This is a genomic window from Rhodococcus sp. NPDC059969 (assembly GCF_042738325.1).
Classification (GTDB): Bacteria; Actinomycetota; Actinomycetes; order Mycobacteriales; family Mycobacteriaceae; genus Rhodococcus_F.
Genome location: NZ_JBHWUF010000005.1, coordinates 73,999 through 99,883 on the forward strand (window position 1 = coordinate 73,999; position 25,885 = coordinate 99,883).

The 25,885-nt window shown below is 63.1% G+C and carries 27 protein-coding genes; 10 read left to right on the forward strand and 17 right to left on the reverse strand.

Translation table 11 applies throughout. The features are described 5' to 3' along the window. Positions 1-18: 18 nt before the first annotated feature. Complete coding sequence (locus ACFWAD_RS16130) at positions 19-2,118, forward strand: fructose-specific PTS transporter subunit EIIC (protein WP_378545480.1); 2,100 nt, start codon at positions 19-21, stop codon at positions 2,116-2,118. 97 nt (positions 2,119-2,215) lie between these two features. Next, positions 2,216-2,473 (forward strand): HPr family phosphocarrier protein, encoded by a 258-nt coding sequence (locus ACFWAD_RS16135; protein WP_003942144.1) that lies wholly within the window; start codon positions 2,216-2,218, stop codon positions 2,471-2,473. A gap of 39 nt (positions 2,474-2,512) precedes the next feature. On the opposite strand, the gene ACFWAD_RS16140 is transcribed toward ACFWAD_RS16135, so the two are convergent. From ACFWAD_RS16140 to ACFWAD_RS16170, 7 genes are all read right to left on the reverse strand, one after another. Then, the gene (locus ACFWAD_RS16140; RefSeq protein ID WP_378545483.1) at positions 2,513-3,838 is read right to left on the reverse strand and encodes an alpha/beta hydrolase; all 1,326 of its coding nucleotides are present in this window, start codon (positions 3,836-3,838) and stop codon (positions 2,513-2,515) included. Between the two features lie 55 nt (positions 3,839-3,893). After that, on the reverse strand, positions 3,894-4,901 hold the full coding sequence (locus ACFWAD_RS16145) for a hypothetical protein (RefSeq protein WP_378545486.1): 1,008 nt from the start codon (positions 4,899-4,901) through the stop codon (positions 3,894-3,896). Then, the gene (gene hflX, locus ACFWAD_RS16150; RefSeq protein ID WP_378545489.1) at positions 4,894-6,369 is read right to left on the reverse strand and encodes a GTPase HflX; all 1,476 of its coding nucleotides are present in this window, start codon (positions 6,367-6,369) and stop codon (positions 4,894-4,896) included. Before hflX ends, ACFWAD_RS16145 begins: the two co-directional genes overlap by 8 nt. A 75-nt stretch (positions 6,370-6,444) precedes the next feature. Further along, positions 6,445-7,314: a diaminopimelate epimerase gene (gene dapF / locus ACFWAD_RS16155; protein ID WP_378545492.1), complete on the reverse strand. Its 870-nt coding sequence runs from the start codon at positions 7,312-7,314 to the stop codon at positions 6,445-6,447. 32 nt (positions 7,315-7,346) lie between these two features. Further along, the gene (locus ACFWAD_RS16160; RefSeq protein WP_378545495.1) at positions 7,347-8,018 is read right to left on the reverse strand and encodes a class F sortase; all 672 of its coding nucleotides are present in this window, start codon (positions 8,016-8,018) and stop codon (positions 7,347-7,349) included. 83 nt (positions 8,019-8,101) lie between these two features. Further along, positions 8,102-9,037: a tRNA (adenosine(37)-N6)-dimethylallyltransferase MiaA gene (gene miaA, locus ACFWAD_RS16165; RefSeq protein ID WP_378445782.1), complete on the reverse strand. Its 936-nt coding sequence runs from the start codon at positions 9,035-9,037 to the stop codon at positions 8,102-8,104. Next, the gene (locus tag ACFWAD_RS16170; RefSeq protein WP_378545498.1) at positions 9,025-9,771 is read right to left on the reverse strand and encodes a class III extradiol dioxygenase subunit B-like domain-containing protein; all 747 of its coding nucleotides are present in this window, start codon (positions 9,769-9,771) and stop codon (positions 9,025-9,027) included. The genes miaA and ACFWAD_RS16170 overlap by 13 nt, the downstream gene beginning before the upstream one ends. Positions 9,772-9,910: 139 nt before the next feature. Here ACFWAD_RS16170 and ACFWAD_RS16175 point away from each other — a divergent pair, with 139 nt between their 5' ends. Continuing rightward, positions 9,911-11,296, forward strand: coding sequence for a DUF349 domain-containing protein (locus ACFWAD_RS16175; protein WP_378545501.1), 1,386 nt, complete (start codon positions 9,911-9,913; stop codon positions 11,294-11,296). A 93-nt stretch (positions 11,297-11,389) separates the two neighbouring features. Here the strand turns inward: ACFWAD_RS16175 and ACFWAD_RS16180 are convergent, their stop codons facing one another. Both ACFWAD_RS16180 and miaB read right to left on the reverse strand, forming a co-directional pair. After that, positions 11,390-11,980 (reverse strand): hypothetical protein, encoded by a 591-nt coding sequence (locus ACFWAD_RS16180; RefSeq protein ID WP_378450057.1) that lies wholly within the window; start codon positions 11,978-11,980, stop codon positions 11,390-11,392. Beyond that, positions 11,977-13,524 (reverse strand): tRNA (N6-isopentenyl adenosine(37)-C2)-methylthiotransferase MiaB, encoded by a 1,548-nt coding sequence (gene miaB, locus ACFWAD_RS16185; RefSeq protein ID WP_378545971.1) that lies wholly within the window; start codon positions 13,522-13,524, stop codon positions 11,977-11,979. Before miaB ends, ACFWAD_RS16180 begins: the two co-directional genes overlap by 4 nt. Positions 13,525-13,755: 231 nt before the next feature. Between miaB and gluA the strand changes: the two genes are divergently transcribed. The 4 genes from gluA to ACFWAD_RS16205 all read left to right on the forward strand — a co-directional run bounded on the left by gluA (position 13,756) and on the right by ACFWAD_RS16205 (position 17,121). Next, complete coding sequence (gene gluA, locus ACFWAD_RS16190) at positions 13,756-14,484, forward strand: glutamate ABC transporter ATP-binding protein GluA (RefSeq protein WP_283303996.1); 729 nt, start codon at positions 13,756-13,758, stop codon at positions 14,482-14,484. Between the two features lie 127 nt (positions 14,485-14,611). Further along, positions 14,612-15,448 carry a glutamate ABC transporter substrate-binding protein gene (locus tag ACFWAD_RS16195; RefSeq protein WP_378545504.1) on the forward strand — a complete coding sequence of 279 codons (837 nt, stop codon included), beginning with the start codon at positions 14,612-14,614 and terminating at the stop codon, positions 15,446-15,448. 99 nt (positions 15,449-15,547) lie between these two features. Next, entirely contained in the window at positions 15,548-16,228 is a 681-nt protein-coding gene (locus tag ACFWAD_RS16200) for an amino acid ABC transporter permease (RefSeq protein WP_019748198.1), read from the forward strand. After that, positions 16,225-17,121: an amino acid ABC transporter permease gene (locus ACFWAD_RS16205; protein WP_054188531.1), complete on the forward strand. Its 897-nt coding sequence runs from the start codon at positions 16,225-16,227 to the stop codon at positions 17,119-17,121. The genes ACFWAD_RS16200 and ACFWAD_RS16205 overlap by 4 nt, the downstream gene beginning before the upstream one ends. Before the next feature lie 117 nt (positions 17,122-17,238). Here the strand turns inward: ACFWAD_RS16205 and recX are convergent, their stop codons facing one another. From recX to ACFWAD_RS16245, 8 genes are all read right to left on the reverse strand, one after another. Next, a complete protein-coding gene (gene recX, locus ACFWAD_RS16210; RefSeq protein ID WP_378545507.1) occupies positions 17,239-17,814 on the reverse strand; it encodes a recombination regulator RecX in 576 nt (191 codons plus the stop codon). Positions 17,815-17,822: 8 nt separating this feature from the next. Further along, complete coding sequence (gene recA, locus ACFWAD_RS16215; RefSeq protein WP_007735170.1) at positions 17,823-18,860, reverse strand: recombinase RecA; 1,038 nt, start codon at positions 18,858-18,860, stop codon at positions 17,823-17,825. A gap of 305 nt (positions 18,861-19,165) precedes the next feature. Continuing rightward, positions 19,166-19,360, reverse strand: coding sequence for a DUF3046 domain-containing protein (locus ACFWAD_RS16220; protein WP_003942185.1), 195 nt, complete (start codon positions 19,358-19,360; stop codon positions 19,166-19,168). Positions 19,361-19,412: 52 nt separating this feature from the next. Next, a complete protein-coding gene (locus tag ACFWAD_RS16225) occupies positions 19,413-20,576 on the reverse strand; it encodes a glycosyltransferase (RefSeq protein ID WP_378545510.1) in 1,164 nt (387 codons plus the stop codon). A gap of 12 nt (positions 20,577-20,588) precedes the next feature. Next, positions 20,589-22,139: a glycerol-3-phosphate dehydrogenase/oxidase gene (locus tag ACFWAD_RS16230; RefSeq protein WP_378545513.1), complete on the reverse strand. Its 1,551-nt coding sequence runs from the start codon at positions 22,137-22,139 to the stop codon at positions 20,589-20,591. 2 nt (positions 22,140-22,141) lie between these two features. Further along, positions 22,142-22,780: a TetR/AcrR family transcriptional regulator gene (locus ACFWAD_RS16235; RefSeq protein ID WP_378545516.1), complete on the reverse strand. Its 639-nt coding sequence runs from the start codon at positions 22,778-22,780 to the stop codon at positions 22,142-22,144. Between the two features lie 73 nt (positions 22,781-22,853). Then, positions 22,854-23,567, reverse strand: coding sequence for a PIG-L deacetylase family protein (locus ACFWAD_RS16240; protein WP_378545519.1), 714 nt, complete (start codon positions 23,565-23,567; stop codon positions 22,854-22,856). A 17-nt stretch (positions 23,568-23,584) separates the two neighbouring features. After that, positions 23,585-23,761, reverse strand: a complete 177-nt coding sequence (locus tag ACFWAD_RS16245; protein WP_003942133.1) for a hypothetical protein — start codon at positions 23,759-23,761, stop codon at positions 23,585-23,587. 237 nt (positions 23,762-23,998) lie between these two features. Between ACFWAD_RS16245 and ACFWAD_RS16250 the strand changes: the two genes are divergently transcribed. Genes ACFWAD_RS16250 through ACFWAD_RS16260 form a run of 3 tightly spaced genes read left to right on the forward strand, consistent with a single transcriptional unit; the run spans position 23,999 to position 25,884 of the window. Next, on the forward strand, positions 23,999-24,595 hold the full coding sequence (locus ACFWAD_RS16250) for a biotin transporter BioY (protein ID WP_378533464.1): 597 nt from the start codon (positions 23,999-24,001) through the stop codon (positions 24,593-24,595). 6 nt (positions 24,596-24,601) lie between these two features. Beyond that, complete coding sequence (locus ACFWAD_RS16255) at positions 24,602-25,282, forward strand: energy-coupling factor ABC transporter ATP-binding protein (RefSeq protein WP_378545522.1); 681 nt, start codon at positions 24,602-24,604, stop codon at positions 25,280-25,282. Further along, entirely contained in the window at positions 25,279-25,884 is a 606-nt protein-coding gene (locus ACFWAD_RS16260) for an energy-coupling factor transporter transmembrane component T family protein (protein WP_378545525.1), read from the forward strand. Before ACFWAD_RS16255 ends, ACFWAD_RS16260 begins: the two co-directional genes overlap by 4 nt. The last annotated feature ends 1 nt before the right edge of the window (position 25,885 follow it).

Consider the following 25,885-nt stretch of genomic DNA (forward strand, 5'->3'; position numbering starts at 1 on the left):
CGCCCTAAGGAACCTGACATGTCCGATACCACCGCAGCCGGCAGTTCCGGCCCGGAGATCATCAGTCCCGATCTGATCTCACTCGACACCGACCTGGGCTCGACCAAGGAAGATGTCATTCGTTCTCTCGCAGCGCGATTGACTGCTGCGGGTCGGGCGAGCGACGCCGCGGGACTGGTCGATGCAGCACTCGCTCGCGAAGCTCAGTCCGCGACCGGGTTGCCCGGCGGAATCGCAATTCCTCACTGCCGCGCCGAGGCCGTCTCGGCCGCGTCCCTGGGGTTTGCTCGACTCGATCCGAAGGTCGATTTCGGCGCACCCGACGGCCCCGCCGACCTGGTCTTCCTGATCGCGGCACCTGAAGGCGCCGGAGCCGAGCACATGAAGCTGCTCTCCTCCTTGGCCCGAGCACTCGTTCGGCCCGCGTTCGTCACGTCACTTCGTGAAGCATCGACGCCGGACGAGATCGTGCGCTTGGTCGACGAGGTCCTCAATCCCGCAGCGAAGGATCCCGCACCGAAGGATTCCGCACAGAAGGATTCCGCCCCGAAGACCGCAGCAGTGACGCCTCCGCCACCTGTTTCCGCCGGGAAACACGCCACCGACGAGACCCCGGCACCAGCGACCGCGGAGCGTCACATCGTCGCGGTCACCGCCTGCCCGACCGGAATCGCTCACACCTACATGGCGGCGGACTCACTCGTCGCCGCGGGTGAACGCGCCGGCGTCAAGGTTCACGTCGAAACGCAGGGCTCGAGCGGAAGCACCCCGCTGGACCCGTCGGTCATCGCCGGAGCCGCCGCTGTCATCTTCGCCACCGACGTCGGGGTGAAGGGCCGCGAACGATTCGCCGGCAAACCCGTCGTCGCTTCCGGTGTGAAACGGGCGATCAACGAGCCGGACAAGATGCTTGCAGAAGCATTGCGCGCCTCCGAGAATCCCGCCGCCGCCACCGTGGACGGCACTGCCGCCGCGGCTGCGGATTCCGATGCCGGTTCCGTAGGGTTCGGCACCCACCTCCGTCAGGTCCTCCTGACCGGTGTCAGCTACATGATCCCGTTCGTCGCGGCCGGCGGTCTGCTGATCGCACTCGGCTTCCTGCTCGGTGGATACGAGATCTCCGGTCCTGCCAAGGACATCGTTCTCAACAACTCGATCACCAACCTTCCCGACGGTGGTCTGGCCACCTATCTCGGCGCAGTTCTGTTCCAGATCGGTTCGTTGGCATTCAGCTTCCTGGTCCCCGCGTTGGCGGGCTACATCGCCTTTGCCATCGCCGACCGGCCTGGCATCGCTCCCGGCTTCACGGCCGGCGCGGTCGCCGTGTTCGTCGGTGCCGGTTTCATCGGCGGCCTGGTCGGTGGTCTCATCGCCGGTGTGGTCGCGCTCTACATCGGCCGGATCGCCGTCCCGCAGTGGCTTCGAGGCCTGATGCCAGTGGTGATCATCCCGCTGTTCGCGACGCTGGTCGTCGGAGCGCTGATGTTCATCGTCCTCGGTCGTCCGCTCGCTGCGATCACCTCCGGTCTGACCGACTGGCTCAACGGATTGTCCGGCAGCTCGGCCATCTTCCTCGGCATCATTCTCGGCCTGATGATGTGCTTCGACCTCGGCGGACCGGTCAACAAGGCGGCTTACGCCTTCGCCGTCGCCGGACTCAATGTCAACGACCCCGCCACCTTGCGCATCATGGCGGCAGTCATGGCCGCCGGTATGGTTCCGCCGCTCGCCATGGCACTTGCCTCGACAGTGTTGCGTCCCAAGCTCTTCAGCGAAGCCGAACGTGAGAACGGTAAGGCTGCCTGGTTGCTCGGTTCAGCATTCATCTCCGAGGGCGCGATTCCGTTCGCCGCTGCCGACCCGCTTCGCGTGATCCCCTCGATGATGGCGGGCGGCGCCGTCACCGGCGCACTGATCATGGCTTTCGACGTCACTCTCAGCGCTCCACACGGCGGGATCTTCGTCTTCTTCGCAGTCGGCGGCATCGGCTGGTTCCTCGTCTCGCTCGCCGCGGGAACCGTGGTAGCTGCGCTCGCTGTCGTCGGAGCCAAGGAGTTCTTCCGCAAGGGGCCCTCCGATGCCGAACTCGACCCCGAAATCGTGCCCGCTGCGGCATGATCGACAGCAGGCAACACTGCAGTCACCACCGAAGTCACCAGATCCGCCCGAACACCCCAAAACGTCCGCAACGACAGCTCTACAACGAGGAGATCCCATGCCCAGCAAGACAGTTGCCGTCGGTTCCGCAGTCGGCCTGCACGCCCGTCCCGCCGCCCTCATCGCCGAAGCAGTCGGAGCCTCCGGCGCCACGGTCACCCTCGCCGTCGCCGACGGCGAACCCGTGGATGCAGGTTCGGCACTGATGATCATGACGCTCGGAGCCGCCAAGGACACCGAAGTCACGATCGAATCCGACGACGCCGACGCGCTCGCCAAGGTCGCCGAACTGGTAGCCGCTGATCTCGACGCTTGACCCGATTTCCGCCGGTGCTGTGTAGTGGGCCGGACACTCTCACGGAGTCAGTGCGAGTGTCCGGCCCAACCAGTCCATTTCGAGTTCCAGAGCAGTGCCCCACACATCACCCGAGTGTCCACCGGGGAGGGTGTAGTACTCCACGTTCATGTCGGCGGCCCGCGCAGCCTCGTACATGATCTCCTGCTGGGGACGGTAGGTGTCGTCGTCTTCACCCGCGACAAATACACCCGACAACTGCGGATACCGATTCTGCGCCATCAGGTCTCGGGCATTGACTGCGTCGAACGCGTCTTCGTCACCGTCGAACATGGCCGCCACGGTGTCCTCGTGATCACCGGTCGACGGTTCGTCCTGGCCGGAGAAGTCCAGGAACGAGGGGTATCGGTCCGGGAAGTTCACGGCCATCTCGATCGCGCAGGTTCCACCGTAGGAAAACCCGCCGATAGCCCATTGAGTTGCATCCGGATTCACTTGAAGGTTCGATTCGATCCAGTTCGGGACGTCCTGGTCCAGATACGTCGCGACGTTGCCGAGCGCAGAATCCATGCAGCCGGGGTTGGCGTCGTAGTCCCCCAACGCGTCGGGGACCACCACCACGGGAGCAAGCCCGGAATGCCTCGACGCATAGGCGTCGACGGTGGTCGCGAGCCGGCCACTGTCGAGCCAGTCGCTGGGGCTGCCGGGCTCACCTGCCACCAACACCAGGACGGGCAACTCGGCACGCGGATCGGCAAGGTAGGCCGGCGGGAGATACAGCGTCGCAGGCCTCGCGTCGAATCCCGAGATGTTTCCCGGAATCGCCGCCTCCGTCACGACACCGTTGCTTGGCATCCGCACCGGAACCTGCCAATGAGTTTCGGTGGGCAGTCCCCGCTGCACCCGAGGTTCGGCCCCGGGGAGTGAATCGAAGGCAACATTCTCGACCGAGCCGACCGGCCAGTGCCCGACCAGTGAGCCGAGTGTGGGATACGTGCCGGTCGCAGCGTTGACCTGACCTACCGCGACGATCGCGGCCAGCCCGGCGAATGCCGTCACCGAAAGACCACGAGCAAGCCCCGGGCGCCGAAGGAGAACAAGTGCGGCGCCGACGACTCCGAACATCGCCAGCGCTATCCACACAAAACTCGACGCCGGTAGCTGCGCGGGCAACGGCCGAAAGCTGAGCCACACCAACATCGCAGCGATGGCCGACCCGCCCACTGACAGACCCAGCGCGGCTAACGCGGCCCTACGCGGCAACCACCGAAGCAGAAGCAGCGCACCTACGCCGACGATGACGGAACCCACGAGCAGCGCGGCGGTGATGTGTCCGTGCTCGAGTGACATACGCGAGAGCCGCGTCAGGAGTTGATGCCCGTGCATTCGTTCCAGTATCCACATCTACCGGCGGTCTGCGAATTCGTGGAACTTTCGGGAATCAGCGGCGTCGTCGTAATCTCACGAACGCCACGGCCCCGATCGCACATCCTGCCGCGACCAGTCCAGCCCACACGAATGTCCACGGATCGACCCCGACACCGACCGAACCGGCAGACGAGTCAGCCGTCGCTTCCGTCGCGTCCACGAGCGCGCGCATCACGTACACCGGCGGCAACGCTCCACCGGCAGATTCCGAACCGATCAGAACATCGCCCGCATTGTTGAATGCCACCGCCTCACCCTGAGGCTCCGTCGGGAGCGCGATCCGCAGGGGTTCGGTACCGGTGAGCGTCGCGCCGATTCCGCCGTCCACGACTTCGTACAGGTACAGGTCGGAGTAACTCCGAAGTGCGATCGCCGAACCGTCCGACGACACAGCTCCCCCGGTGAACATCACCGACACGGGCTTCTCCGGTCCGAGGGACACGGCTCCGACACGCTCGAGCGGCGTCGGGCCGGGCTGCGCCAAGTCACTCAGTTTCTGATCCCCGACCGGTGTGTAGACACTGCTTTCGCCGAACAATTCCTTGGTCACGACAAAGACATGGCCGTCGGGGTCGAGCAGAATCGACTCGGTGTCGTGCGCACCGTCCGGGTACGTCAGGCGGTGCAACGTACCGTCGCCTGAATCGAGGTCCATCGTGATGAACGCCACTGTTTCGCGGGTTCGGAGGTTGTCTCCGGTGTCCGACAGAACGAGCGTCCGACCACTGACCGCAAGATCTTCGACGTCGTAGGGATCGATCGGGACCGGAATCTGTTTCTGGACAACACAGTTCAGATCCATCTCGAACACGTAGTCGTCACTGCCGCCGTCGCCCATCGCGTAGATCCGATCGTCGACGACGACCATCCCCGACAACTCCTGGAGCGCAGGATCAGTAGGTGTACAGAGCGGGGCGAACTCGCTCGGTTCGAACGACGACGCCTGTGCGAGCGCTCCGGGAAGCAGCACAGTCGCAGTGGTCACAGCAAGCGCCGAGACCACTGCGCCGAAACTACGCACTAGGTGCGTACTCCACCAAAGCCGAGGCCAACATCTGCGGCACGCGTGCGTGCACCCGCGTCCCCGCCTCTTCGTGAGTCGATTCCAAGATCGTTCCGTCCGAGTGGATTCGAGCCATCAGATCACCGCGCGTATACGGCACCAGCACGTCGACCTCGACCTCCGGCCGAACCAGAACCTCGCTGAGATGTGCTCGCAGTTCGGCGATTCCCTCTCCGGTCCGCGCCGAGACGAACACCGCGCCCGGCAGCAGACCACGCAGTTGCGTCAAGGTAACCGGATCTGCCGCGTCGATCTTGTTGACCACGATCAACTCCGGCGGAGCCTTCGAATCCGTCTCGCGCAGAACGTCGGTCACAACTTCCCGCACAGCCTTGATCTGCTCGGTCGGCAACGGATCCGCGCCGTCGACGACGTGTAGCAGCAGATCCGCGTCGGTCACTTCCTCGAGGGTCGAGCGAAATGCCTCGACCAGCTGAGTCGGAAGGTGCCGCACAAAACCGACCGTATCGGTCAGTACGTACTCACGGCCGTCGTCGAGCGCAGCGCGTCGGGTTGTCGGGTCCAACGTGGCGAACAACGCGTTCTCCACGAGCACACCGGATCCGGTGAGCGAGTTGAGCAGACTCGACTTGCCCGCATTCGTGTATCCGACGATGGCGATCGACGGGATGTCGCTCTGCAGTCGACGTGTGCGCTTGGTGTCGCGAGCGGCCTTCATGCCCTTGATCTCGCGGCGCAGTTTTGCCATGCGCTCACGGATACGGCGACGGTCCGTTTCGATCTTGGTTTCACCCGGACCACGTAGACCCACGCCGCCGTTGCTTCCGGCGCGGCCACCGGCCTGGCGAGACATCGACTCGCCCCAACCACGCAGACGCGGGAGCATGTACTCCATCTGAGCAAAAGCGACCTGCGCCTTGCCCTCACGGGAAGTGGCGTGTTGGGCGAAGATGTCGAGAATCAAAGCCGTTCGGTCGATGACCTTGACCTTGACGATCTTCTCCAGCGCGGTGAGCTGGGCAGGCGTCAGTTCACCGTCGCAGACGACGGTGTCGGCACCGGTCGCCAACACGACTTCGCGCAGTTCCTGCGCCTTGCCGGAACCGATGTACGTGGCGGCGTCGGGTTTGTCGCGCCGCTGGACCAGTCCTTCGAGGACCTCGGAACCGGCCGTCTCGGCAAGTGCGGCCAATTCGGTCATGCTCGCCTGAGCCTGCTCGGCTGTTCCCTGCGTCCAGACGCCGACCAGGACAACTCTTTCGAGTCGAAGCTGGCGGTACTCGACTTCGGTGACGTCCTCGAGCTCGGTCGACAGACCGGCCACGCGGCGTAGGGCGCCGCGATCTGCGAGTTGCATCTCACCGGTCGACGGGTTGTCCGATGCGGACGCTGCCGTGTATTCGGCCTGCGCGTACTCGGACTGCTCGCGAGCGGTGGACTCTTCGTTTTCCTGTGTGTTCGTCATACAAGATCCATGGTCCCACGAAACCCTGACACGATGCATCCGTATTTCCTGCAGGCGTATTTCACGCGGGCGTTATCACACAAGCGATTGCCACCAGGCGTCGCTGATCGTTCCGCTCGCCACCAGAACCGAGGGCCCTCGCAAGGACCCTTCGCCGCTTTCGACGGTGACCTGCACTTCGCCGCCGAGGACGCGCACCAGGACCGAACCCTCCTCGCGGCCGTCGTACTTCAGCGCCGCAGCCGCAGCCGCGACCGTTCCGGTTCCGCAGGAACGAGTCTCACCCACACCGCGCTCGTGAACGCGCATGTGGACCCCACCGTCGTGGATCGGTGTCACGATCTCGATGTTGACCCCGTGCGGGAAGAACCCGGGGTCGAAGCCCGGAGAGACAGTCAAATCGAGTGCACTCAAAACCTCGGCCGTCACATGCTCGTCGACACACGCCAGATGCGGATTGCCGACGTCGATGCCGACGCCGGAGAAGACGCGGCCGTCGATTGTTGCCGAACTGGTGCCGAGGTCCTTGATCGGGCCCATCGCCACGGTCACGTCGCCGCGTGTGGCGTCGTAGCTGTGCACCACGACCGGACGCGCTCCCGCGCGGCTGCCGACCACGAACTCGTCCGTGCTCTCCAGGCCGGAGGCCTTGAGATAGTGCGCAAACACGCGAACGCCGTTTCCGCACATCTCCGCGGTGGATCCGTCGCCGTTGCGGTAATCCATGAACCAGTCTTCAGCAGCGACGCCGTCCGGAAGCGCGGTGAGCACGCCCGCGTCCGTCAGAGCGCCTGCCCGTGCAACGCGGAGGATGCCGTCGGCGCCGAGACCACGCTGACGATCACACAACGCGGAAACCCGCGCCGGTTCGAGATCGATCCGAACGTCGAGGTCAGGGAGAACGACGAAGTCGTTCTGCGTGCCGTGGCCCTTACTGAAATCCATGGTCGCCATCCTATCCGGACGTACCGACCGACCTACGCGGGTAACGCGGTGACCACCACGTTCTGTTCGTACGTGAATCCGGACGGCAACGAGGGGTCGGGCACCGTCTCGCCCCCGCAGGTCACGAGGACCAGCCTGGGCGCACCAGTTTCGGAGAAGAACTCCGCAGGCAAAGCCACCTTTTCGTACAGTTTCAGGCTCGCTGCGTGATAGGTGAACATCGTTCCGGCGTCGTCGCTCACGTAGATCGGTGTTCCCGGTTCGATCTGGTGCAGCGCCCACAAAGCGCCGTGTGTGCGATCACCGTCGTCGACGTGACCGGCAACAAGATTCATACCCTCCGAAGATCCGAACTGCACACCGTTGGTGAAGTGCGAGACCTTGTCAGGATGAGGAAGGATCATTCCGCGGTTCGCACCGAACCCACTGGTCACGATGTCGGCACGCACATCCAGGTCAGGAATCGCCAAGGTGTTCGGCGGTAGATCTGTGGGTGCGGGCGCCCACGTTGCCCCCGGATCGGTTGGGGCTCCTACGTCGAACGGCGCTTCGGGAACAGGCGCGCTGATGGGTTTCCCGGCCGCACTCACCGCAAAGTAGATCAACACCCCGCCGACAGCAAGAAATGTGACGAGCAGAAGAACCAGCGGCAACCGGCCCGCGCGTCGACGTGTCGGACGCGCGTGTGTCCCGGTCTGCGCCATGTTCGTTGCCCTTCACTCCGTCGATCGCGAAACGGATCGATCGCGAACAGCTAACTGTAAGATAGCTGATCGGCTCGACCGTGTTACAGACCGCGATCTGCGAGGGCCGCGAAGGCGGAGTTGGCCAGCTCCGGATCGGCACCGTCGAGCCACTGCACGCGGGTGTCACGACGGAACCACGATCGTTGGCGGCGAACGTAGCGCCGCGTCCCGATGAACGTCCGTTCGAGCGCCTCGGCCAGATCGTATTCGCCGTCGAAATATGCGAGCACCTGCGCGTAGCCGATCGCTCGCGGCGCTGTGACGCCCTCACGCAATCCTTGCTCGACAAGTGCGGAAACCTCGTCGACAAGTCCGCCTGAGAACATCAGCTCCGTTCGCAAGCGAATCCGGGCGTCGAGTTCTTCGGTGTCACGATCCACGCCGAGAATGCGGGTCCCCCAACGAGGGTCACCGATCTGAGGCGCCGAGGCCGCGAAGGGCTGACCTGTCAGTTCGACGACTTCGAGCGCCCGAACCATCCGCCGACCGTCCGTCGGCAGTATCGACGCCGCCGCGACTGGATCGGCAGCAACGAGGGCCGCGTGCACCGCATCGACCCCACCCTCGGCCAACACCGCTTCCCACTTTGCACGAACGTCGGGATCCGTTGCCGGAAAAGACCATTCGTCGAGCAAAGACTGGACGTACATCATGGAGCCGCCGACGATCACCGGAACCTTGCCTGCCGCGATCAGGTTCTCGGCGACCGCGATCGCGTCGCTTTGATAACGCGCGACGGTGGCGGTCTCTGTCACGTCGAGAACGTCGAGCAGGTGATGAGGAATCCCACGGCGCTCGGCGAGCGTCAGTTTCGCCGTCCCGATATCCATACCGCGATAGAGCTGCATCGCGTCGATGTTGATGATCTCGCCGCCGAATTCCTCGGCCAACGCCAATGCGAGATCGGACTTTCCCGACGCCGTCGGACCGACAACTGCAATCGGGCGAAGTTCTTCAGGGACGTTCACGGCCGCCACGTCCCGACGTGGTAGCCGACACCGAACGGCGCACCGCTGTAATCCACCGTCGAACGAGGACGAGCTGACCCGGGCGAGTCCGTGAAGACACCGGCCAGGACCTGCCATGCCGCACGCCCCTGAACTCCGACACTGCGGCAAAGCTGCGGATCGAGAGCAAGAAGTGCCTCCGGGTCACCGGCAGCCAGGGCATCGTCGATGATCGACTGCACACCCGCCGCACGCTCGTCGAAGCTTCCCGGAGCCTTTGCCGTCAATGTGGATGCACCGTCAGCCACGATCAGAAGTCCCTGCGGTCGATCGTCGCTGTCGAGTTGCTTGCGGAGTTGATACCCGAATTCACGGCACTCACTCGCAGACGCCTCCGGGCTGACAACGTGCATGTCGACGGTGGACTCCACGTCCGTCTGGGCACGCAGCCAGCCGGCCACGAGGGCGCAGAGTTCGAGTGATGGCACCGGTTCGCCTGCCGCATCTGCGTCCAGAGACGTCCGGACATCGGCGCCGAATCCGGCGAAAGTCCCGATCTGTCCACGTCCGACGCCAGTTCGCCAGAGTTCGTCAGCTGCTTTCTCGGAGTCGACACCGACGCCTACCCATTGAACTGCCTCGTGAGACAGCCGGCGCACGGCGGCCGATGCCGCAGCGCGCACCTGGGCGGACTCGGCCGAATCACCGGACAATTCCGGCACGAGCAACGGCGCCGAGGGGACGAGAACAGCGGAAGTCAACACAGTTGCCACGCTAGTCGACCCCGAGGTGGCGACCTCACACCCTCTTACCTGATTCAATAGTCGGAGAACGTGAGTACCGGGTTCAATGGAACCAGGAATGCGATCAGGCAGCCGTGACGCGCGGCAGAGACGAGGACCGATGACCGAGAACAGTGAACCCACCACCGGCGCCGACAGCAGTTCGGCCAGCCCGAGCCCGGCTGCTCCCAAACCCGGAGCACCCAAACCTGGTGGACCACGCCCCGGTGCGCCCCGCCCCGGAGCACCTCGCCCCGGTCCGGCGGCCTCGCATGCCGTCACCGCTGCACCAACCAGCGATCCGAGCAAATTCGGCCGCGTCGAGGAAGACGGCACCGCCTGGGTGAAGACCGCTGACGGTGAACGTCAGATCGGTTCGTGGCAGGCCGGCGACGCCACCGAGGGCCTCGCCCATTTCGGTCGTCGCTACGACGATCTCGCGACCGAGGTCTCGCTGCTCGAGGCGCGACTGACGTCGGGCGCCGGAGACGCAAAGAAGACCAAGGCTGCCGCCATCGCTCTGTCCGAATCCCTCTCGACCGCCGCCGTGATCGGTGACCTCGACGCTTTGGCCCGCCGACTCGACGTGATCATCGCCGGATCCGACGAGGCCGCGGCGCACGCGAAGGAAGAGAAGGAACAGTCTCGCGCGGCGAGCACCGCCCGCAAGGAGGCCCTCGCAGTCGAGGCCGAACAGATCGGTTCGGAGTCGACCCAGTGGAAGACCGCGGGTGATCGACTGCGCGAGATTCTCGACGAGTGGAAGACGATTCGCGGAATCGACCGCAAGGTCGACGACGCACTGTGGAAGAGGTACTCGAAGGCTCGTGAGTCCTTCAACCGACGACGTGGAGCCCACTTCGCGGAACTCGATCGCGATCGTGCGAGCGCCCGTTCGACGAAGGAAGAACTGGTCGAGCGCGCCGAGAAGCTGTCGACCTCCACCGAATGGGGACAGACAGCTGGAGAATTCCGCGATCTGCTCAGCGAGTGGAAGGCTGCCGGCCGCGCACCGCGCGAGGCCGACGACAACCTGTGGAAGCGCTTCAAGGGCGCTCAGGACGTGTTCTTCGCCGCACGCAACGCTGCTGCATCCGAGCGCGACGCCGAATTCGAGCAGAACGCAGTCGCGAAGGAAGAGCTGCTCGCTGCGAACGCGAACATCGATCCGGCACACGGACTCGAGAACGCTCGTGCAGCGCTGCGAGACCTGCAGGAGAAGTGGGACGCGATCGGCAAGGTGCCGCGCGAACGAATGCAGGAACTCGAAGCGAAGCTCCGGGCCATCGAAACCAAGGTGCGCGACGCAGTCGACGCCGAGTGGCGTCGTACCGATCCGGAAGCGCTGGCCCGCGTCGCGCAGTTCAAGGAGCGGGTGAGCCAGTTCGAGGAGCAGGCCGCCAAGGCTCAGGCTGCCGGAAAGACGAAGGACGCCGAGAAGGCTCTAGCTCAGGCAAAGCAGTGGCGCGAGTGGGCCGAAGCTGCCGAGAGCGCTGTCAACGAGTAATCGACGACGAGCTGCTGAGACAACCACAACGCCGGCTGACCCCGAAAGAGTCAGCCGGCGTTGTCTTGCGCTTTGGACAGACGGCCCGCTGTGTCAGCCGACGTTCCATTCCTGATGCTTTTCGGCTTCAGCCGCAGCGATCCGGCGTTGTTCCTCGGCAGCGAGCTGAATGTTGGTTCGTGTCCAGACCACCTTGAGCCAGTGGAATGTCAAGAACACCACGGCAAACCATCCGATGACCAGCCCGATCGACGGCCCTGCCACATTGAAACCGGCAGGAATGGTCTGACGCGACCAGACGGCCATCATGCCGAGGGCGCTCGCCACGGCGCTGCCGGCGAGTGCGACCCAGGCCAGACTCCAGCGCCGCGTGACCAGCGCGAGCATCGAGAATCCGATGCCGAAGACGACGACGAACCACACGAACAAGCGTGAGAAGAGTGCAATTCGTTCGGTTTCCGCGTCCTGGTTGTACGCGAGCACATCCCAGCCGTTCGCAACTCCCGTGTGGGGCAGCGCAAGGGTTCCGACCAGCACGAGCACCGCAACCGCGACAACCATGGCGCGTGCACCCGGATCGATTTCTCCCGCGACCTTGCGTTCTGCGTCGTCGAGATCCTTGCGGTAGCCCTCGAAGGCGTCGTCGCCCGGCTGAGGTGTCTTGTTCTCGTGTTGCGAGGTCATGCGTTGCATCCCATCTGGACGGGTTGTGGGGCTGGGGCACCGATCTTCGGTAGTCCGAGACCTACGCCGATGGGCGGGGTCTTGGGTGTGATGCCCTTTTCGAACGAATCACCGGCGCGCGTTCGACGGTGCGTGAGCACCCCGTCATCGGCCACGAGGTGATGGGGGGCTCCGTGGGTGACGACGACCGTCACCACGTCGCCGGGTCGGATTGTGCCGTCGAGGTTTCCCTCAGGTCGGAAATGCACCAGGCGACCGTCTCGCGCACGACCGCTGAGGCGGTGAGTCGCTGCGTTCTTGCGGCCCTCCCCTGCTGCCACCAAGAGTTCCACCTCGGTGCCGACGAGTTTGCGATTCTCCTCGATGTTCACTTCTTCCTGAACCGCGAGCAATCGCATATAACGTTCCTGGACAACCTCTTTGGGAAGTTGATCGGCCATCTCGGCCGCCGGCGTACCCGGGCGCTTGGAGTACTGGAAGGTGTAGGCGTTCGAGAATCGCGCCTTGCGTACGACGTCCAGCGTCTCCGCGAAATCCTCTTCCGTCTCCCCCGGGAACCCGACGATGATGTCCGTGGTGATGGCGGCGTGTGGCATTGCGGCGCGCACCTTCTCGATGATCCCGAGGTACTTCGACTTGCGATACGAGCGCTTCATCGCCTTGAGAACCTTGTCCGAACCGGACTGAAGAGGCATATGCAGCTGCGGGCAGACGTTGGGGGTGGTTGCCATCGCTTCGATGACGTCGTCGGTGAACTCCGCCGGGTGCGGGGACGTGAACCGCACACGTTCGAGGCCGTCGATGTGTCCGCACGCCTTCAAGAGGGAGGCGAAGGCGCCGCGATCGCGCGGTTGCTCCGGATCGGCGAACGACACGCCGTAGGCGTTGACGTTCTGCCCGAGCAGAGTCACTTCGGAGACACCCTCGTCGACGAGCGCCTGAACCTCGGCCAGAATGTCTCCGGGACGCCGATCCACTTCCTTGCCACGCAGGGCCGGAACGATGCAGAACGTGCACGTGTTGTTACAACCCACCGAGATGGAAACCCATCCCGCATAGGCAGATTCACGCTTGGCCGGCAATGTCGACGGAAAGGCCTCCAGTGCGTCGAGGATTTCGACTTCGGCACGCTGGTTGTGACGCGCACGATCGAGCAGCGCGGGCAGCGAGCCGATGTTGTGGGTGCCGAAGACGACATCGACGAACGGTGCCTTCTTGACGACGGTGTCACGATCCTTCTGAGCCAGGCACCCACCGACTGCGATCTGCATGTCGGGGTTCGCCTCCTTGTTCGGGGCGAGCTGGCTGAGGTTGCCGTACAACTTGTTGTCCGCGTTCTCACGAACCGCACACGTATTGAAGACGACAAGGTCAGGATCGGTTCCGGTCTCCGCTTTCGAGTACCCGGCGTCCTCGAGCAGACCGGACAGTCGCTCGGAATCGTGGACGTTCATCTGACAGCCGTACGTCCGCACCTCGTAGGTGCGAACAGACTTCGCAGTCGGCTCCGGAACTGCAGTCGGCTCCGGAAGTGCAGGGGACATTTCGTCGATCAGTGACACGCTTCAGCCTAGCTCACGTCCACTACGACGCGTAATAACGCCCTGATAAACAGCCGAAACGCGACATAAACGTCGTCACAGTAAAATTTCCATTACATATGGCAAGAACCATGGCGAAATCACGGGCGTCGACGCAAACTACGCCTAAGGTTCTCGTTTATGACCCAAGCCGACGATGCGACGACGCCGACCACCTCCGGCGATTCCACATCCATGATTTCGATGACCTCGGTGAACAAACACTTCGGGGAACTTCACGTCCTGCAAGAGGTCAATCTCGAGGTACCCAAGGGCCAAGTAGTGATCGTCCTTGGTCCGTCGGGCTCCGGTAAGTCGACTCTGTGCCGCACCATCAATCGCCTCGAACCCATCGACTCGGGCACCATCGCCGTCGACGGCAAGACGCTCCCCGAGGAGGGCAAAGCACTTGCCGCACTTCGTGCCGACGTCGGAATGGTCTTTCAGTCCTTCAACCTGTTCGCGCACAAGACGATCCTCGAGAACGTCATGCTCGCACCGATGAAGGTCCGCAAGGCGAAGAAGGACGACGCCAAGAAGACGGCGCAGGCGTTGCTCGAGCGCGTCGGTATCGCCAATCAGGCTGACAAGTACCCGGCACAGCTCTCCGGTGGCCAGCAACAGCGTGTCGCGATCGCTCGCGCTCTTGCGATGCAGCCCAAGGTGATGCTTTTCGACGAGCCCACCTCCGCTCTCGACCCCGAGATGGTCAACGAGGTCCTCGATGTCATGACTTCCCTCGCCAAGGAAGGCATGACCATGCTCGTGGTCACGCACGAGATGGGCTTCGCACGTAAGGCCGGCGATCGTGTGCTGTTCATGGCTGACGGTCAGGTCGTCGAAGACACAACACCCGAAGAGTTCTTCACTCATCCCAAGTCGGATCGGGCCAAGGACTTCCTCGGCAAGATCCTCACTCACTGATCACAGTCCCCCCTCCGACACAGTCCCCCCTCCGACACAGTCCTGCTCTCGTCCACAAGACAACTCGCTCGACTGCACTTTTCATCTCGACTGCACCGTTTGCATGTCGACAACCGAGAGGATCTTCATGAAGATCAATCGTTCCGTCCGTTTCGGAATCGGAATCATGGCTATCGCGTTCGCTGCCACCGCCTGTGGTGGCGGCGAGGAGAACAAGTCGATCACCGAGAGCGCTTCCGACGGCACCCTCACCGTCGGCATCAAGTTCGATCAGCCCGGCCTCGGGCAGCGTAATCCGGACGGCACTTTCTCCGGTTTCGACGTCGAGGTGGCCCGGTACATCGCCAACGAACTCGGCGTGAAGCCCGATGGCATCACTTTCAAGGAATCACCTTCGGCTCAGCGTGAGACTTTGATCCAGAACGGCGAGGTCGACTACATCGTCGCCACCTACTCGATCACCGATACACGCAAGGAGAAGGTCAGCTTCGGCGGCCCGTACTTCATCGCGGGCCAGTCGCTGCTCGTTCGCTCCGACAACACCGACATCACCGGCCCCGATTCGCTCACCGGCGGAAAGAAGCTCTGCTCGGTGTCGGGTTCCACTCCGGCGCAGAACATCCAGGACAACTACGCCAAGGACGTCCAGCTCCAGCCGCTCGACACCTACTCCGCTTGTGTCGAGGCTCTGCGTAACGGCGCTGTCGACGCTGTCACCACCGACGACATCATCCTCGCCGGCTACGCTGCCCAGTACCCGGGCGAGCTGAAGGTCGTCGGAGAACCGTTCACGACCGAAAAGTACGGTGTCGGCCTGGCCAAGGACGATTCCGAGGGTCGCGGCAAGATCAACGACGCCATCGAGAAGATGATCTCCACCGGCGCATGGGAAGAAGCCTTCAACAACACTGTTGGCGCTTCGGGCTACCCCATCCCGGCACCGCCCACCGTTGATCGTTACTGACCTGCTTTTTTCACCGTCAATCTCGCTGCGGCTCCCCACTTCGGGAGCCGCAGCGCGTGACGCCACCAACGGAGATCCCGTGATCTGGGGAGACGGCAAGTGAACCTTCTGAGCAAGTACGGCGACCAGATTCTGGAAGCCTTCTGGACCACGATCCAGCTGACGTTCTTCTCCGCGATCGGCGCCGTCATCATCGGTGTCCTGATTGCGGCAATGCGCGTGTCACCGGTCCCGGTCGCCCGATTCCTGGGTACCGCGTACGTGACCGTGTTCCGAAACACCCCCCTGACACTGATTCTGCTGTTCTGCCTGTTCGGTCTTTCGCAGACGCTCGGAGTCAACCTCGCCAAGTCGGACTCACCGACGTTCTTGACAGACAACAACTTCCGACTCGCCGTACTCGGCCTCAGTGTCTACACTGCCGCGTTCGTGTGTGAGTCACTTCGATCGGGAATCAATACCGTTCCGGTCGGCCAGGCCGAAGCGGGCCGATCACTCGGTCTGTCGTTTGCACAAAATCTTCGGCTGATCGTCCTGCCTCAGGCTTTTCGCGCGGTCACAGCACCGCTGGGTAGCGTGCTGATCGCACTGACCAAGAACTCGACCATCGCCGCGGTGATCGGCGTTTCCGAGGCGTCAGCGCTGATGAAGAAGATGATCGAGAACGAAGCGGCGATCTTCGTCGTCGGTGGAATCTTCGCTGTCGGTTTCGTGATCCTGACACTTCCCATGGGCTTGATCTTCGGCAAGCTGAGCAAGCGATTCGAGGTTTCACGATGAGCAACCGCGCAACAGTTCTCTATGACGCGCCCGGTCCGAGAGCGCGAAATCTCTACCGATTCGCGTCCTTGGTCGTCGCTGCACTCATGGTCGCAATCGGTTACGTCGTCTACCGCGCACTCGACGAGAAGGGCCAGCTGACAGCAGCGAAGTGGGATCCGTTCCTCGAATCCACCTCGTGGACAACGTATCTGATACCCGGCATTCGGGGAACGCTGATCGCGGCTGCGATGTCCATCGTCTTCGCGCTCATCCTCGGTTCTGCCCTGGGTATCGGCCGGCTCTCCGAGCACAACATCATTCGGAAGATCTGCGGCGTCATCGTCGAATTGTTCCGAGCAGTACCGGTTCTGATTCTGATGATCTTCTCGTATCAGGTGTTCGCCGAATACGAGGTCTTCAAGTCCAAGTACCTCGCACTCGCGGCAGTCGTCGTGGGTCTGACTCTGTACAACGGGTCAGTGATCGCCGAGATCGTCCGTGCCGGAATCAACTCACTCCCACGAGGGCAAAGTGAGGCCGCCAAGGCACTAGGCATGCGCAAGACGCAGATCATGGTGACGATCCTGCTCCCCCAGGCGGTTACCGCCATGCTCCCGGCACTGATCTCGCAGATGGTCGTGGCGCTGAAGGACTCCGCCCTCGGTTACCTGATCGGGTATGTCGAGTTGGTGCGTCAGGCCCAACAGCTCGGCACCTTCTACGGAAACTTCTTGCCGGCGCTCATCGTGGTCGCAGCGATCATGATCGCTCTCAACTCGGCTCTGACCTTCCTGGCAACCAAGGTGGAGAAGCGCCTGCGTTCGGGAAAGCGAAAGGGTAAGGGCCCCATCGCGGCGCCGTCCGCCGACCCAGCCGTTTCGGTTCCGGGCATGGACTTGACCAAGCCGTGAGCTGATCGACCTGCTGTTCCACTGACACGAGGAGCGGGGTGTGTCACCGAATTCGGTGACACACCCCGCTCCTGGTATTAGTTGCCTACGGCATTGTTTGCCTACGGCATTGGTTGCCTACGACTCTGCGGCAGCCATCTCGGCCTTGACCACCTCGTACGACATCCCCGCTGAATATCCCTTGCGAGCAAGCATCGAGACCAGTCGGCGCGTGACCTTGTCGCGATCGTCGACGGGCTTGTTCTTCAGCTTCCGCCGAACCAGCTCCGCTGCTCGCTCGCGCTCGTCTTCCGGATCGATCTGTGAGAGCGCTTCGGAAGCCACATCCTGGTCGATACCTTTGAGCCGCAGTTCGACTGCCAGGGCGCGCTTTCCCTTGCCTGAGTACGTGTGGCGCGAATGAACCCACTGATTCGCGAAGTCTGCGTCGTCGATCAAGCCGATTTCCTGGAGCCGATCGAGAACGTTCGTGATGATCTCAGGTTCGAAGCCGCGCCCGCTCAGCTTTGTTTCCAGTTCGGAACGACTGCGCGCCCGGTCGGTCAGGAGGCGTAGGCAAGCATCTTTGGCCTGCGCCTCCGTCCCACCTTCTGTGCGTTGCGACGGCTTCTCGGATCGTTGACGGGATCGACGCCGAGGCGCGCCGTACTCTTCACGAGCATTCTCGCCGTTGTCACCGTCGTCGAAGCTCATGACTGAACTCAGAAGTCGGCGGGAGCTTCGTCGGTTGCAGTGACGTCAGCACCGATACCGAGCTTTTCCTTGATCTTCTTCTCGATCTCGTCGCGGATATCGGTGTTCTCCAGCAAGAACTTACGAGCATTTTCCTTGCCCTGACCCAACTGGTCACCTTCGTAGGTGTACCAGGAGCCGGACTTGCGGATGAACCCGTGCTCGACACCCATATCGATGAGCGAGCCTTCCTTGCTGATGCCCTGACCGTAGAGAATGTCGAACTCGGCCTGCTTGAACGGCGGAGCGACCTTGTTCTTGACGACCTTGACGCGAGTGCGGTTACCGACTGCGTCGGTACCGTCCTTGAGAGTCTCGATGCGACGGATGTCGAGGCGAACCGAAGCGTAGAACTTCAGTGCCTTACCACCGGTGGTGGTTTCGGGAGAACCGAACATCACGCCGATCTTCTCGCGAAGCTGGTTGATGAAGATGACGGTGGTGCCCGAGTTGTTCATGGCACCGGTGATCTTGCGCAGCGCCTGGCTCATCAGTCGAGCCTGCAGGCCGACGTGACTGTCACCCATCTCGCCTTCGATCTCGGCGCGAGGAACAAGAGCGGCCACGGAGTCGATCACGACGATGTCGAGGGCGCCCGAACGAATCAGCATGTCGGTGATCTCGAGAGCCTGCTCACCCGTATCGGGCTGCGAGACCAGAAGCGCGTCGGTGTCGACACCCAACTTGGCTGCATAGTCAGGATCAAGCGCGTGCTCCGCGTCGATGAAGGCCGCGATGCCGCCGTTGGCCTGAGCGTTGGCAACTGCGTGCAGTGCCACGGTGGTCTTACCCGAGGATTCCGGGCCGTAGATCTCGATGACGCGGCCACGCGGCAGTCCGCCGATACCCAGCGCGACGTCGAGCGCGATGGAACCGGTGGGAATGACGGCGATGGGCTGGCGGACACCCTCACCCAGGCGCATCACCGAACCCTTGCCGAAGTTCTTGTCGATCTGCGCCAACGCGAGGTCGAGTGCCTTGTCCCGATCAGGTGCCTGTGGTGCCATCGTGATCCCCATCCTTGTTTCAGTCTTCAGTGCCTGCCTGAGCAGACTCCGTCTCTTCAGCGCCTGCCTGAGCCGACCCTGTTGGTGTGTTGCGATCAGAGTAGATCCGGCCACCGACAGACTTTTCGATCTTGCTTTCGCGCTTGTCGATCACTGTGCTTGTCCAACAATGTGCTTGTCCAACACTGTGCTTGTCGATAACCGAAAGTTCGCAGTTACGAAAGGAGCGTCACCACCGAACAGCTCCAGCATAGACGAACACGTGTTCGAACAGAAGACGAGAGACGTTCGACACGCCGAAAAAATCAGCGGCGGGCGGGCGGTACGTCGAACTCCACACAGAGCGCACGCCACACTTCGCGAGGCTCCCAACCTGCCTCGACGGCCTCCGCGGCAGTCATTCCGTCGAGACTCTGGAGTACATGGTCGATCAGCATCGAGTCGCCTCGTACCTGCCCGAACTCTTCGCGCACCATTTCATGAAATTCGGTCAACCGCACAGCCGCCACCGTAGTCCACAGGGTGATGTATCTGCACCCAGGCACAGTCGGCTCACGCCGACACACCGCCATTGACCACCTGTCGGCACACCACGACCGGATCGACGACCTGCGACGCAGTAGCGGCAGCCGCCCTCGCCGCTTCCGTGAATCGCTCATCGGAAAGAACCTGTAGTACTGCATCGCGAATCGACTGCGCATCCGCAGGCCGCACGATCACCGACGTGCCTGCCCGCGCAGCGCGATTGGCCAGCTCCCACTGGTCCCCTCCCCCAGGAACGACGACGGTCGGTACTCCGGCCAACAGCGCCTTTGCCAACATGCCGTGCCCGCCGCCGCACACCAATACCGCCGCGTCACGCAGCATCGCGTCCTGGCGTCCGAGACCTGCACGAACCCAATCAGGATGCTCGCCTTCAGCTCCGTCGAGCATCGACGCGATCAGCCTGACACCGGCGCCGTCGAGTCCTTCGACCGTGCCCTCGAACACTCCCACTGCGCCGGTGTGTGCCGTGGACGGCGCCACCATGACCAGCGGTTCGTCACCTGGCGGTGGATCCAGAATGACCTCGGTCGGCTCCCAGAGAAGCGGTCCGACGACGTGTGCGTGCTCCGGCCAGTCGGGGCGAGGCACTTCCAGTGCCGGAAGCGTTGCGATCAGCCGCGCATGAGGGCCGGGATCGAGAGCGGGCAGTCCGACACCGACACGGGCTTGCGAGCGCTGGGCCAACCCTTGCTTGATCGAACGTCCCGTCGCTGCGCGCATCAGGGTGTCGCGGAGTCGACCGCGAATTCCGACGCCGGGCGCGAGCCCACTGCCGATAGGCGGCAGACCGCGCGAGGGTGAGTACAACGGGTGAGGCGAGAGCTCCACCCACGGGATGCCCAGCCGTTCCGCGGCCAATCCACCTCCGGCAGTAAGGATGTCGGAGACGACAAGATCCGGGGAGACGGATTTCAGGTCGGGAAGCAGTTCGGTGGAAATATAGGCGGCGCGCGAATGAATCCGAGCGCCTGCATCGAGATCGTCGTCTCCCGGCCTCGGAGCCAAGCCCTTGAGAGGCTCCGCTTCCACACCCGCTGCTCGCGCTGCCTCCACCCACCGGGTCCCGGTGTAGAGGATGGGGTCGTCGCCGGCCTGGATCAACGCCAGCGACAACGCTATTGCGGGAAAAGCATGACCCGGGTCCGGCCCGGCAACGACGGCTACACGCACCGGATCAGAGTGTCACACCGAGTGAAACGCCTGTTCTGCCGCACCCAGTGCGCGTTCGCGATCCGAAGCCACCAATCCGATTCTGGTCCTGCGATCAAGGACGTCGTCGACATCGAGGGCACCTTCGTGCGATACGGCGAAATCGAACTCGGCGCCGCAGATCTCCAAGTCCGCAACCGGCCGAAGACGATCACTGCTCGCGGAGGCAACGAACTCCGCTTCGGTGCCGTATCGCGCCACGAGGGAGGCGGGAGCCTTGATCTTTTTCAAATCCGCCGCCGATGTAGCACCTACCAGCGGCAACGCGCGTGTCCGACACGCACCGGCATTCAGCGAGCCGACCTCGATCGCAGCGTCGACAGCGTCTTCGGCCATCTTGCGGTACGTCGTGAGCTTGCCGCCCACCACCGTGACCAAGCCCGAAGCCGAACGAACAACAGCGTGATTGCGGGAGAGGTCGGCAGTCGAGCCTTCACCGGTGTCCAGCAAGGGGCGCAGACCCGCAAAAGTCCCCAAAACGTCCGCACGTGTCAGCGGAACTTCCAACGCCGTGTTCACGGTGCTGAGCAGGAAGTCGATCTCGTCCTCGGACGCCGTCGGCACGTCGGGCACCGGCCCCGGCGCTGCTTCGTCGGTCAACCCTAGGTAGATCCGGCCGAGCTGCGCGGGTAGGGCGAAGACGAATCGGTTGGTCTCGCCGGGAATCGGCACCGTCAGTGCTGCAGTGGGGTTCCCCAATCGCGCCGCGTCGAGCACCAGGTGCGTTCCGCGGCTGGGGCGAAGAGTGATGCTGGAGTCGACCTGATCAGCCCATACCCCGGTCGCATTGATCACGACGCGGGCACGCATCAAGAACTCGGACCCGGTCAACTCGTCGCGCAAGGTGGCCGATGTTCCGGATACGTCGTACGCACCGACCCGGGTCAGGATTCGCGCGCCGTGGGACGCCGCTGTTCGCGCGATGCCGACGACAAGACGGGCGTCGTCGATGAGCTGCCCGTCGAAGGCCGTCAAGGCGCCGCGTAGATTCTCTTGCTTGACCGCAGGGGCCAATTCGCGAGCGCGAGCAGCACTGACCGTCCGTGATCTGGGTAGTACCGACGCCGGGGTTCGCGCCGACATGCGCAGAGCGTCACCGGCCAGGAAACCGGTACGCACCAGGGCCTTTCCGAAGAACGACGTCTCCGGCAACAGCGGTACGAGTTGAGGCATGGCGCGAACCAGGTGCGGCGCGGTGCGCGTCATGAGAATTCCGCGCTCGACCGCACTTTCACGGGCGATGCCGACATTGCCGGAAGCAAGGTACCGAAGGCCGCCGTGCGCCAGTTTCGAACTCCAACGGCTGGTGCCGAACGCGAGGTCGTGCTTTTCGACCAGCGCAACACTCAGCCCACGAGTCACGGCATCGAGAGCAACACCGACGCCCGTGATTCCGCCACCGATAACCAGGACGTCGACCGAATCGCCGTTCGCCAACTGCTCGAGCTCACGAGTACGCCGCTGTGCATTGAGCGCTGAATCACCGCTTGCTGAATCACTGCCTGCTGAACCTAGGGGGCTCACAGCTATTCTCCCGAATTCTTGACAGGTGCCAGGTACGCAGCGACCGCATATCGAAGTTGTTCGACAGACGCGTCGGAAGAAAGCTCAGCCTCGAGAGTCGGTGCGGAGATGACAACGGACTGTGCCATCAGTAGAACCATCGCCGCGATCTCGGTGACGCTTCCCTCACGAATCGAACCGTCCTGTTGACCGGCCGCGACGACGGAGGTGATCAGCTCGAGAATCGACTTCTGGCTCGCGCCGAGTCGGTCCACGATGTACGTGGTCAGCAACTCTTGATCGGCTTGCCGAATTTTCACGAAGAGCGGATGGTCGCGGATCTGGCCGACGACGTCACCGATCGCCTCCACGAGCAACGTGCCCGCAGACCCGGTGAGGGTCACCTCGGGCAGCACCGATCGGATCTCCCGGGTGAGCAGGTCCGCGACCACGGCCCGCGTGTCCGGCCAACGCCGGTAGACCGTAGGTCGGCTGACGCCGGCTCGACGGGAGATCTCGGCAAGTGTGGTTCGCTGCATTCCGAAATCGAGGACACACGATCTTGCGGCGTCGAGAATCACGTCGTCGATCTCGCGGCTGGGGATGCGCTGACCGTCGGCCTTGCGAGGGGCAATTGGGTCATCTGCGTTACGGATTACCATCGTGTGTAACACAATACCGGACAAGTCACCGGCAATCCCGTCGGGACTTGCGACTTTTCTCGCTCAAAGCTCATCAGAAATAGTACAACTCGAAACCAACTGCGCGCTCGGCATCAAACCCAGGCTTCGGTCCGCTGACCATATCTATCTGTGCGCGGGCCTGTTCCCGGATCGGCACAGAACTCAATGCCGCCAGATAGCGTGCGTGTTCCGCGAGCGAATCCACGGCGCGGTCGACCGTCGACGTCACGTCGACGCAGTGTGTGGGAGTCATCGTGTTCACCGCGACCCACCGAACGCCGGACCACGGCGCCAACCCCTGAGCCGTCAATGACGGAAAGATCCATTCGTTTGCTGCGTCGGCAGTTGCATCCAGGACGCTGATCCCGAGCGCGCGGTGATCCGCACTGTTGAGGTAGCCGGGCCCCCAGGTGTGCGAGAAGTTCATCGTGACCACCAACTCCGGACGGTGGCGACGAATTGCAGCGGCAAGAGTCGAGCGCAATTCCAGGCCTTCAACGAGACGACCGTCGGGTAGTCCGAGGAACTCCACCTCAGTGACACCGACGATCGCGGCCGAGCGGCGCTCTTCTTCCTCACGGACCGGGCCGGACTCCGCGGGCGACAGACCAGCGATTCCGGCCTCACCTCGCGTGGCCAGCACGTATCGGACGTCCTTGCCGCGATCCGTCCACTGCGCCACCGCCGCGGCTGCGCCGTATTCGATGTCGTCGGGATGCGCAACGATGACAATCGCGCGCTGCCAGTCCTCGGGGAAGTTTTCCATAGGGCCGATCTTGCCTGTCAGAACCGCGAAGCGGGCGAATTGTCGTCACTTCCCGACATCGCCTTCACCAGGAAGTAGATTCCGAAGCCGACCGCGCCGACCACCAGAACCCAGAAAAGCCCTTTGATCAGGGCGCCGACCACCGCGAGTGCAACCCACACCAGTACGACGGCCAAAACGATCTTCCAAAACATGCTTGCCTCCAATGGGCCATTGAACAATCGGTCGAATCGGACAGGTGCTGCGTCGTCCGTAGAACCAGCCTGACAGGTCTGGCGCGACAAAGCAGCAGCTCAGCGGCAAGTTCAGGTAAAGATCAGGGTTCACCCCGAGACCGCCCCTCACGCAGGTCAGGTGTCCAACCCACTGCAGCGTGCGACTGGCGTAAACTCGCGAAGTTCCATCCCGTACGCCGAAGGAGCACGTCCGCAGTGTCTACGACCCGTTTCCCCGCTCGCGATCTCGCGCATGTAGCCGTCTTCGCCGCACTCATCATCGCGCTGGGCCTACCCGGGTCGATCAACATCGGCATTTCCGGCGTACCGATCACACTTCAGTCCATGGGCGTCATGATGGCCGGCGCTCTGCTCGGACCGCGCAAGGGTGTTCTCGCCGTCCTGACGGTCATCGCCCTGGGACTGGTGGGGCTACCGGTCCTTGCCGGCGGTCGCACCGCACTCGTGTCTCTTTCGAGCCCGACAGCCGGATTCCTCATCGGTTGGATCCCGACGGCATTCGTCATCGGGTGGCTGACTGCCAAGATGCTGCCCAAGTACCGGATCATCGCGGGCATCGGCATCAATCTTCTCGGCGGGGTTGTCATCCTCTACGCCTTCGGCATCGTCGGAATGATGGTCCGCGGACACATGAGCTTCGTGGCCGCCTGGTCGGCCAATGCTGCCTTCATTCCTCTCGACGCAGCAAAGGCCGTGGTCACCGCGCTCGTCGCGTCCCAGGTCCATCGCGCATATCCGGCGCTCCTGCGTGATTCGGTGATCTCGTCCACCAAGACCGTGGTGGCGAATTAATCTCCGATGAGTGAGATCGTCTTCGAGAACGTCGGCCACAGCTTCGGTGAACGAACAGTCCTGCAGCAGATAAATCTGCGACTGAGCGAGCAGCGAATCGGGATCGTGGGTGCGAACGGAAGCGGCAAGTCGACCCTCGCTCGCATGATCAACGGCCTGGTCGTTCCAACCGAAGGGCGCGTCCAGGTGAACGGCCTGGATACCGCGAAGAAGGGCCGCGACGTACGCAAGCAGGTCGGGTTCGTCTTCACCGATCCCAACCATCAGATCGTGATGCCGACGGTGGCCGAGGACATCGAATTCTCGCTCCGCCGTAGCGGTTTGGGTAAAACCGAGCGCGCCGCGAAGGTCAGCTCGGTCCTGCAGCGCTACGGTCTCGCCGGGCACGCCGACCATCCCACCCACCAGCTTTCCGGTGGGCAGAAGCAGCTACTCGCGCTCGCGGCCATCATGGTGACAGAGCCGAACATACTCGTCGCCGACGAGCCCACCACGCTCCTCGACCTTCGCAACTCGCGACTCATCAGCTCGGTATTCGAGTCACTCGATCAGCAGCTGATCGTCGTGACCCACCAACTCGATCTCCTCGAATCCTTCGAACGGGTGTTGGTTGTCGACCAAGGCCGTGTCGTCGCCGACGGCTTCCCCGCCGACTCGATCGGCCATTACCGGTCGTTGGTCTCGTGACCACACTCGGCGTCTATCGCCCGGGCTCGTCACTCCTGCATCGGATGCCGACGGGGATCAAGCTCCTCGGATTGGTCGTGGCGATCCTCGCCGTCTCGATCTTCGTACGTGAGCCGTGGCAACTGGCAGCTCCCGCGATCGTCGTCGTCGCCCTGTACGTCATTGCGCGCATCCCGCCGATGACGGCGATCCGGCAGCTGCGACCCGCACTGTGGATGTTGCTGTTCATCGGCGCGTTCCAGCTGGTGGTCGCGGGGTGGCAGCGAGCGGCCGTCGTGTGCGGCGTCCTGATCATCTCGATCGCCTTCGCGGCGATCATGGGTCTGACCACGCGGATCTCGGAGATGCTCGACGCGATCACCAGATTCCTGACACCCTTGCGACGCTTCGGCGTCAATCCCGAACGGATCGCCTTGCTCCTGGCAATGACAATCCGGTGCATTCCGCTGATGTTCGAGGTCATCACACAGGTGTCCGAGGCACGCAAGGCACGAGGGCTCGGCTTCTCGCTGCGCTCCTTCGCAGTGCCGGTCATCGTCGGCACCCTGATGACCGCAGATGCGATGGGTGAAGCATTGGCAGCCCGCGGCGCCGACGACTGAG

Excerpts from the sequence above, each read along its gene's own strand:
- ACFWAD_RS16240 (WP_378545519.1), bottom strand. The coding sequence starts at position 23,567 with ATGGAAAACTTCCCCGAGGACTGGCAGCGCGCGATTGTCATCGTTGCG.
- hflX (WP_378545489.1), bottom strand. The coding sequence starts at position 6,369 with ATGACGAACACACAGGAAAACGAAGAGTCCACCGCTCGCGAGCAGTCC.
- recX (WP_378545507.1), bottom strand. The coding sequence starts at position 17,814 with ATGAGCTTCGACGACGGTGACAACGGCGAGAATGCTCGTGAAGAGTAC.
- gluA (WP_283303996.1), top strand. The coding sequence starts at position 13,756 with ATGATTTCGATGACCTCGGTGAACAAACACTTCGGGGAACTTCACGTC.
- ACFWAD_RS16195 (WP_378545504.1), top strand. The coding sequence starts at position 14,612 with ATGAAGATCAATCGTTCCGTCCGTTTCGGAATCGGAATCATGGCTATC.
- ACFWAD_RS16205 (WP_054188531.1), top strand. The coding sequence starts at position 16,225 with ATGAGCAACCGCGCAACAGTTCTCTATGACGCGCCCGGTCCGAGAGCG.
- ACFWAD_RS16130 (WP_378545480.1), top strand. The coding sequence starts at position 19 with ATGTCCGATACCACCGCAGCCGGCAGTTCCGGCCCGGAGATCATCAGT.
- ACFWAD_RS16245 (WP_003942133.1), bottom strand. The coding sequence starts at position 23,761 with ATGTTTTGGAAGATCGTTTTGGCCGTCGTACTGGTGTGGGTTGCACTC.
- dapF (WP_378545492.1), bottom strand. The coding sequence starts at position 7,314 with ATGGATTTCAGTAAGGGCCACGGCACGCAGAACGACTTCGTCGTTCTC.
- miaB (WP_378545971.1), bottom strand. The coding sequence starts at position 13,524 with ATGTCCCCTGCACTTCCGGAGCCGACTGCAGTTCCGGAGCCGACTGCG.
- ACFWAD_RS16255 (WP_378545522.1), top strand. The coding sequence starts at position 24,602 with ATGAGTGAGATCGTCTTCGAGAACGTCGGCCACAGCTTCGGTGAACGA.
- ACFWAD_RS16140 (WP_378545483.1), bottom strand. The coding sequence starts at position 3,838 with ATGCACGGGCATCAACTCCTGACGCGGCTCTCGCGTATGTCACTCGAG.
- recA (WP_007735170.1), bottom strand. The coding sequence starts at position 18,860 with ATGGCACCACAGGCACCTGATCGGGACAAGGCACTCGACCTCGCGTTG.
- ACFWAD_RS16235 (WP_378545516.1), bottom strand. The coding sequence starts at position 22,780 with ATGGTAATCCGTAACGCAGATGACCCAATTGCCCCTCGCAAGGCCGAC.
- ACFWAD_RS16175 (WP_378545501.1), top strand. The coding sequence starts at position 9,911 with ATGACCGAGAACAGTGAACCCACCACCGGCGCCGACAGCAGTTCGGCC.
- ACFWAD_RS16180 (WP_378450057.1), bottom strand. The coding sequence starts at position 11,980 with ATGACCTCGCAACACGAGAACAAGACACCTCAGCCGGGCGACGACGCC.
- ACFWAD_RS16160 (WP_378545495.1), bottom strand. The coding sequence starts at position 8,018 with ATGGCGCAGACCGGGACACACGCGCGTCCGACACGTCGACGCGCGGGC.
- ACFWAD_RS16135 (WP_003942144.1), top strand. The coding sequence starts at position 2,216 with ATGCCCAGCAAGACAGTTGCCGTCGGTTCCGCAGTCGGCCTGCACGCC.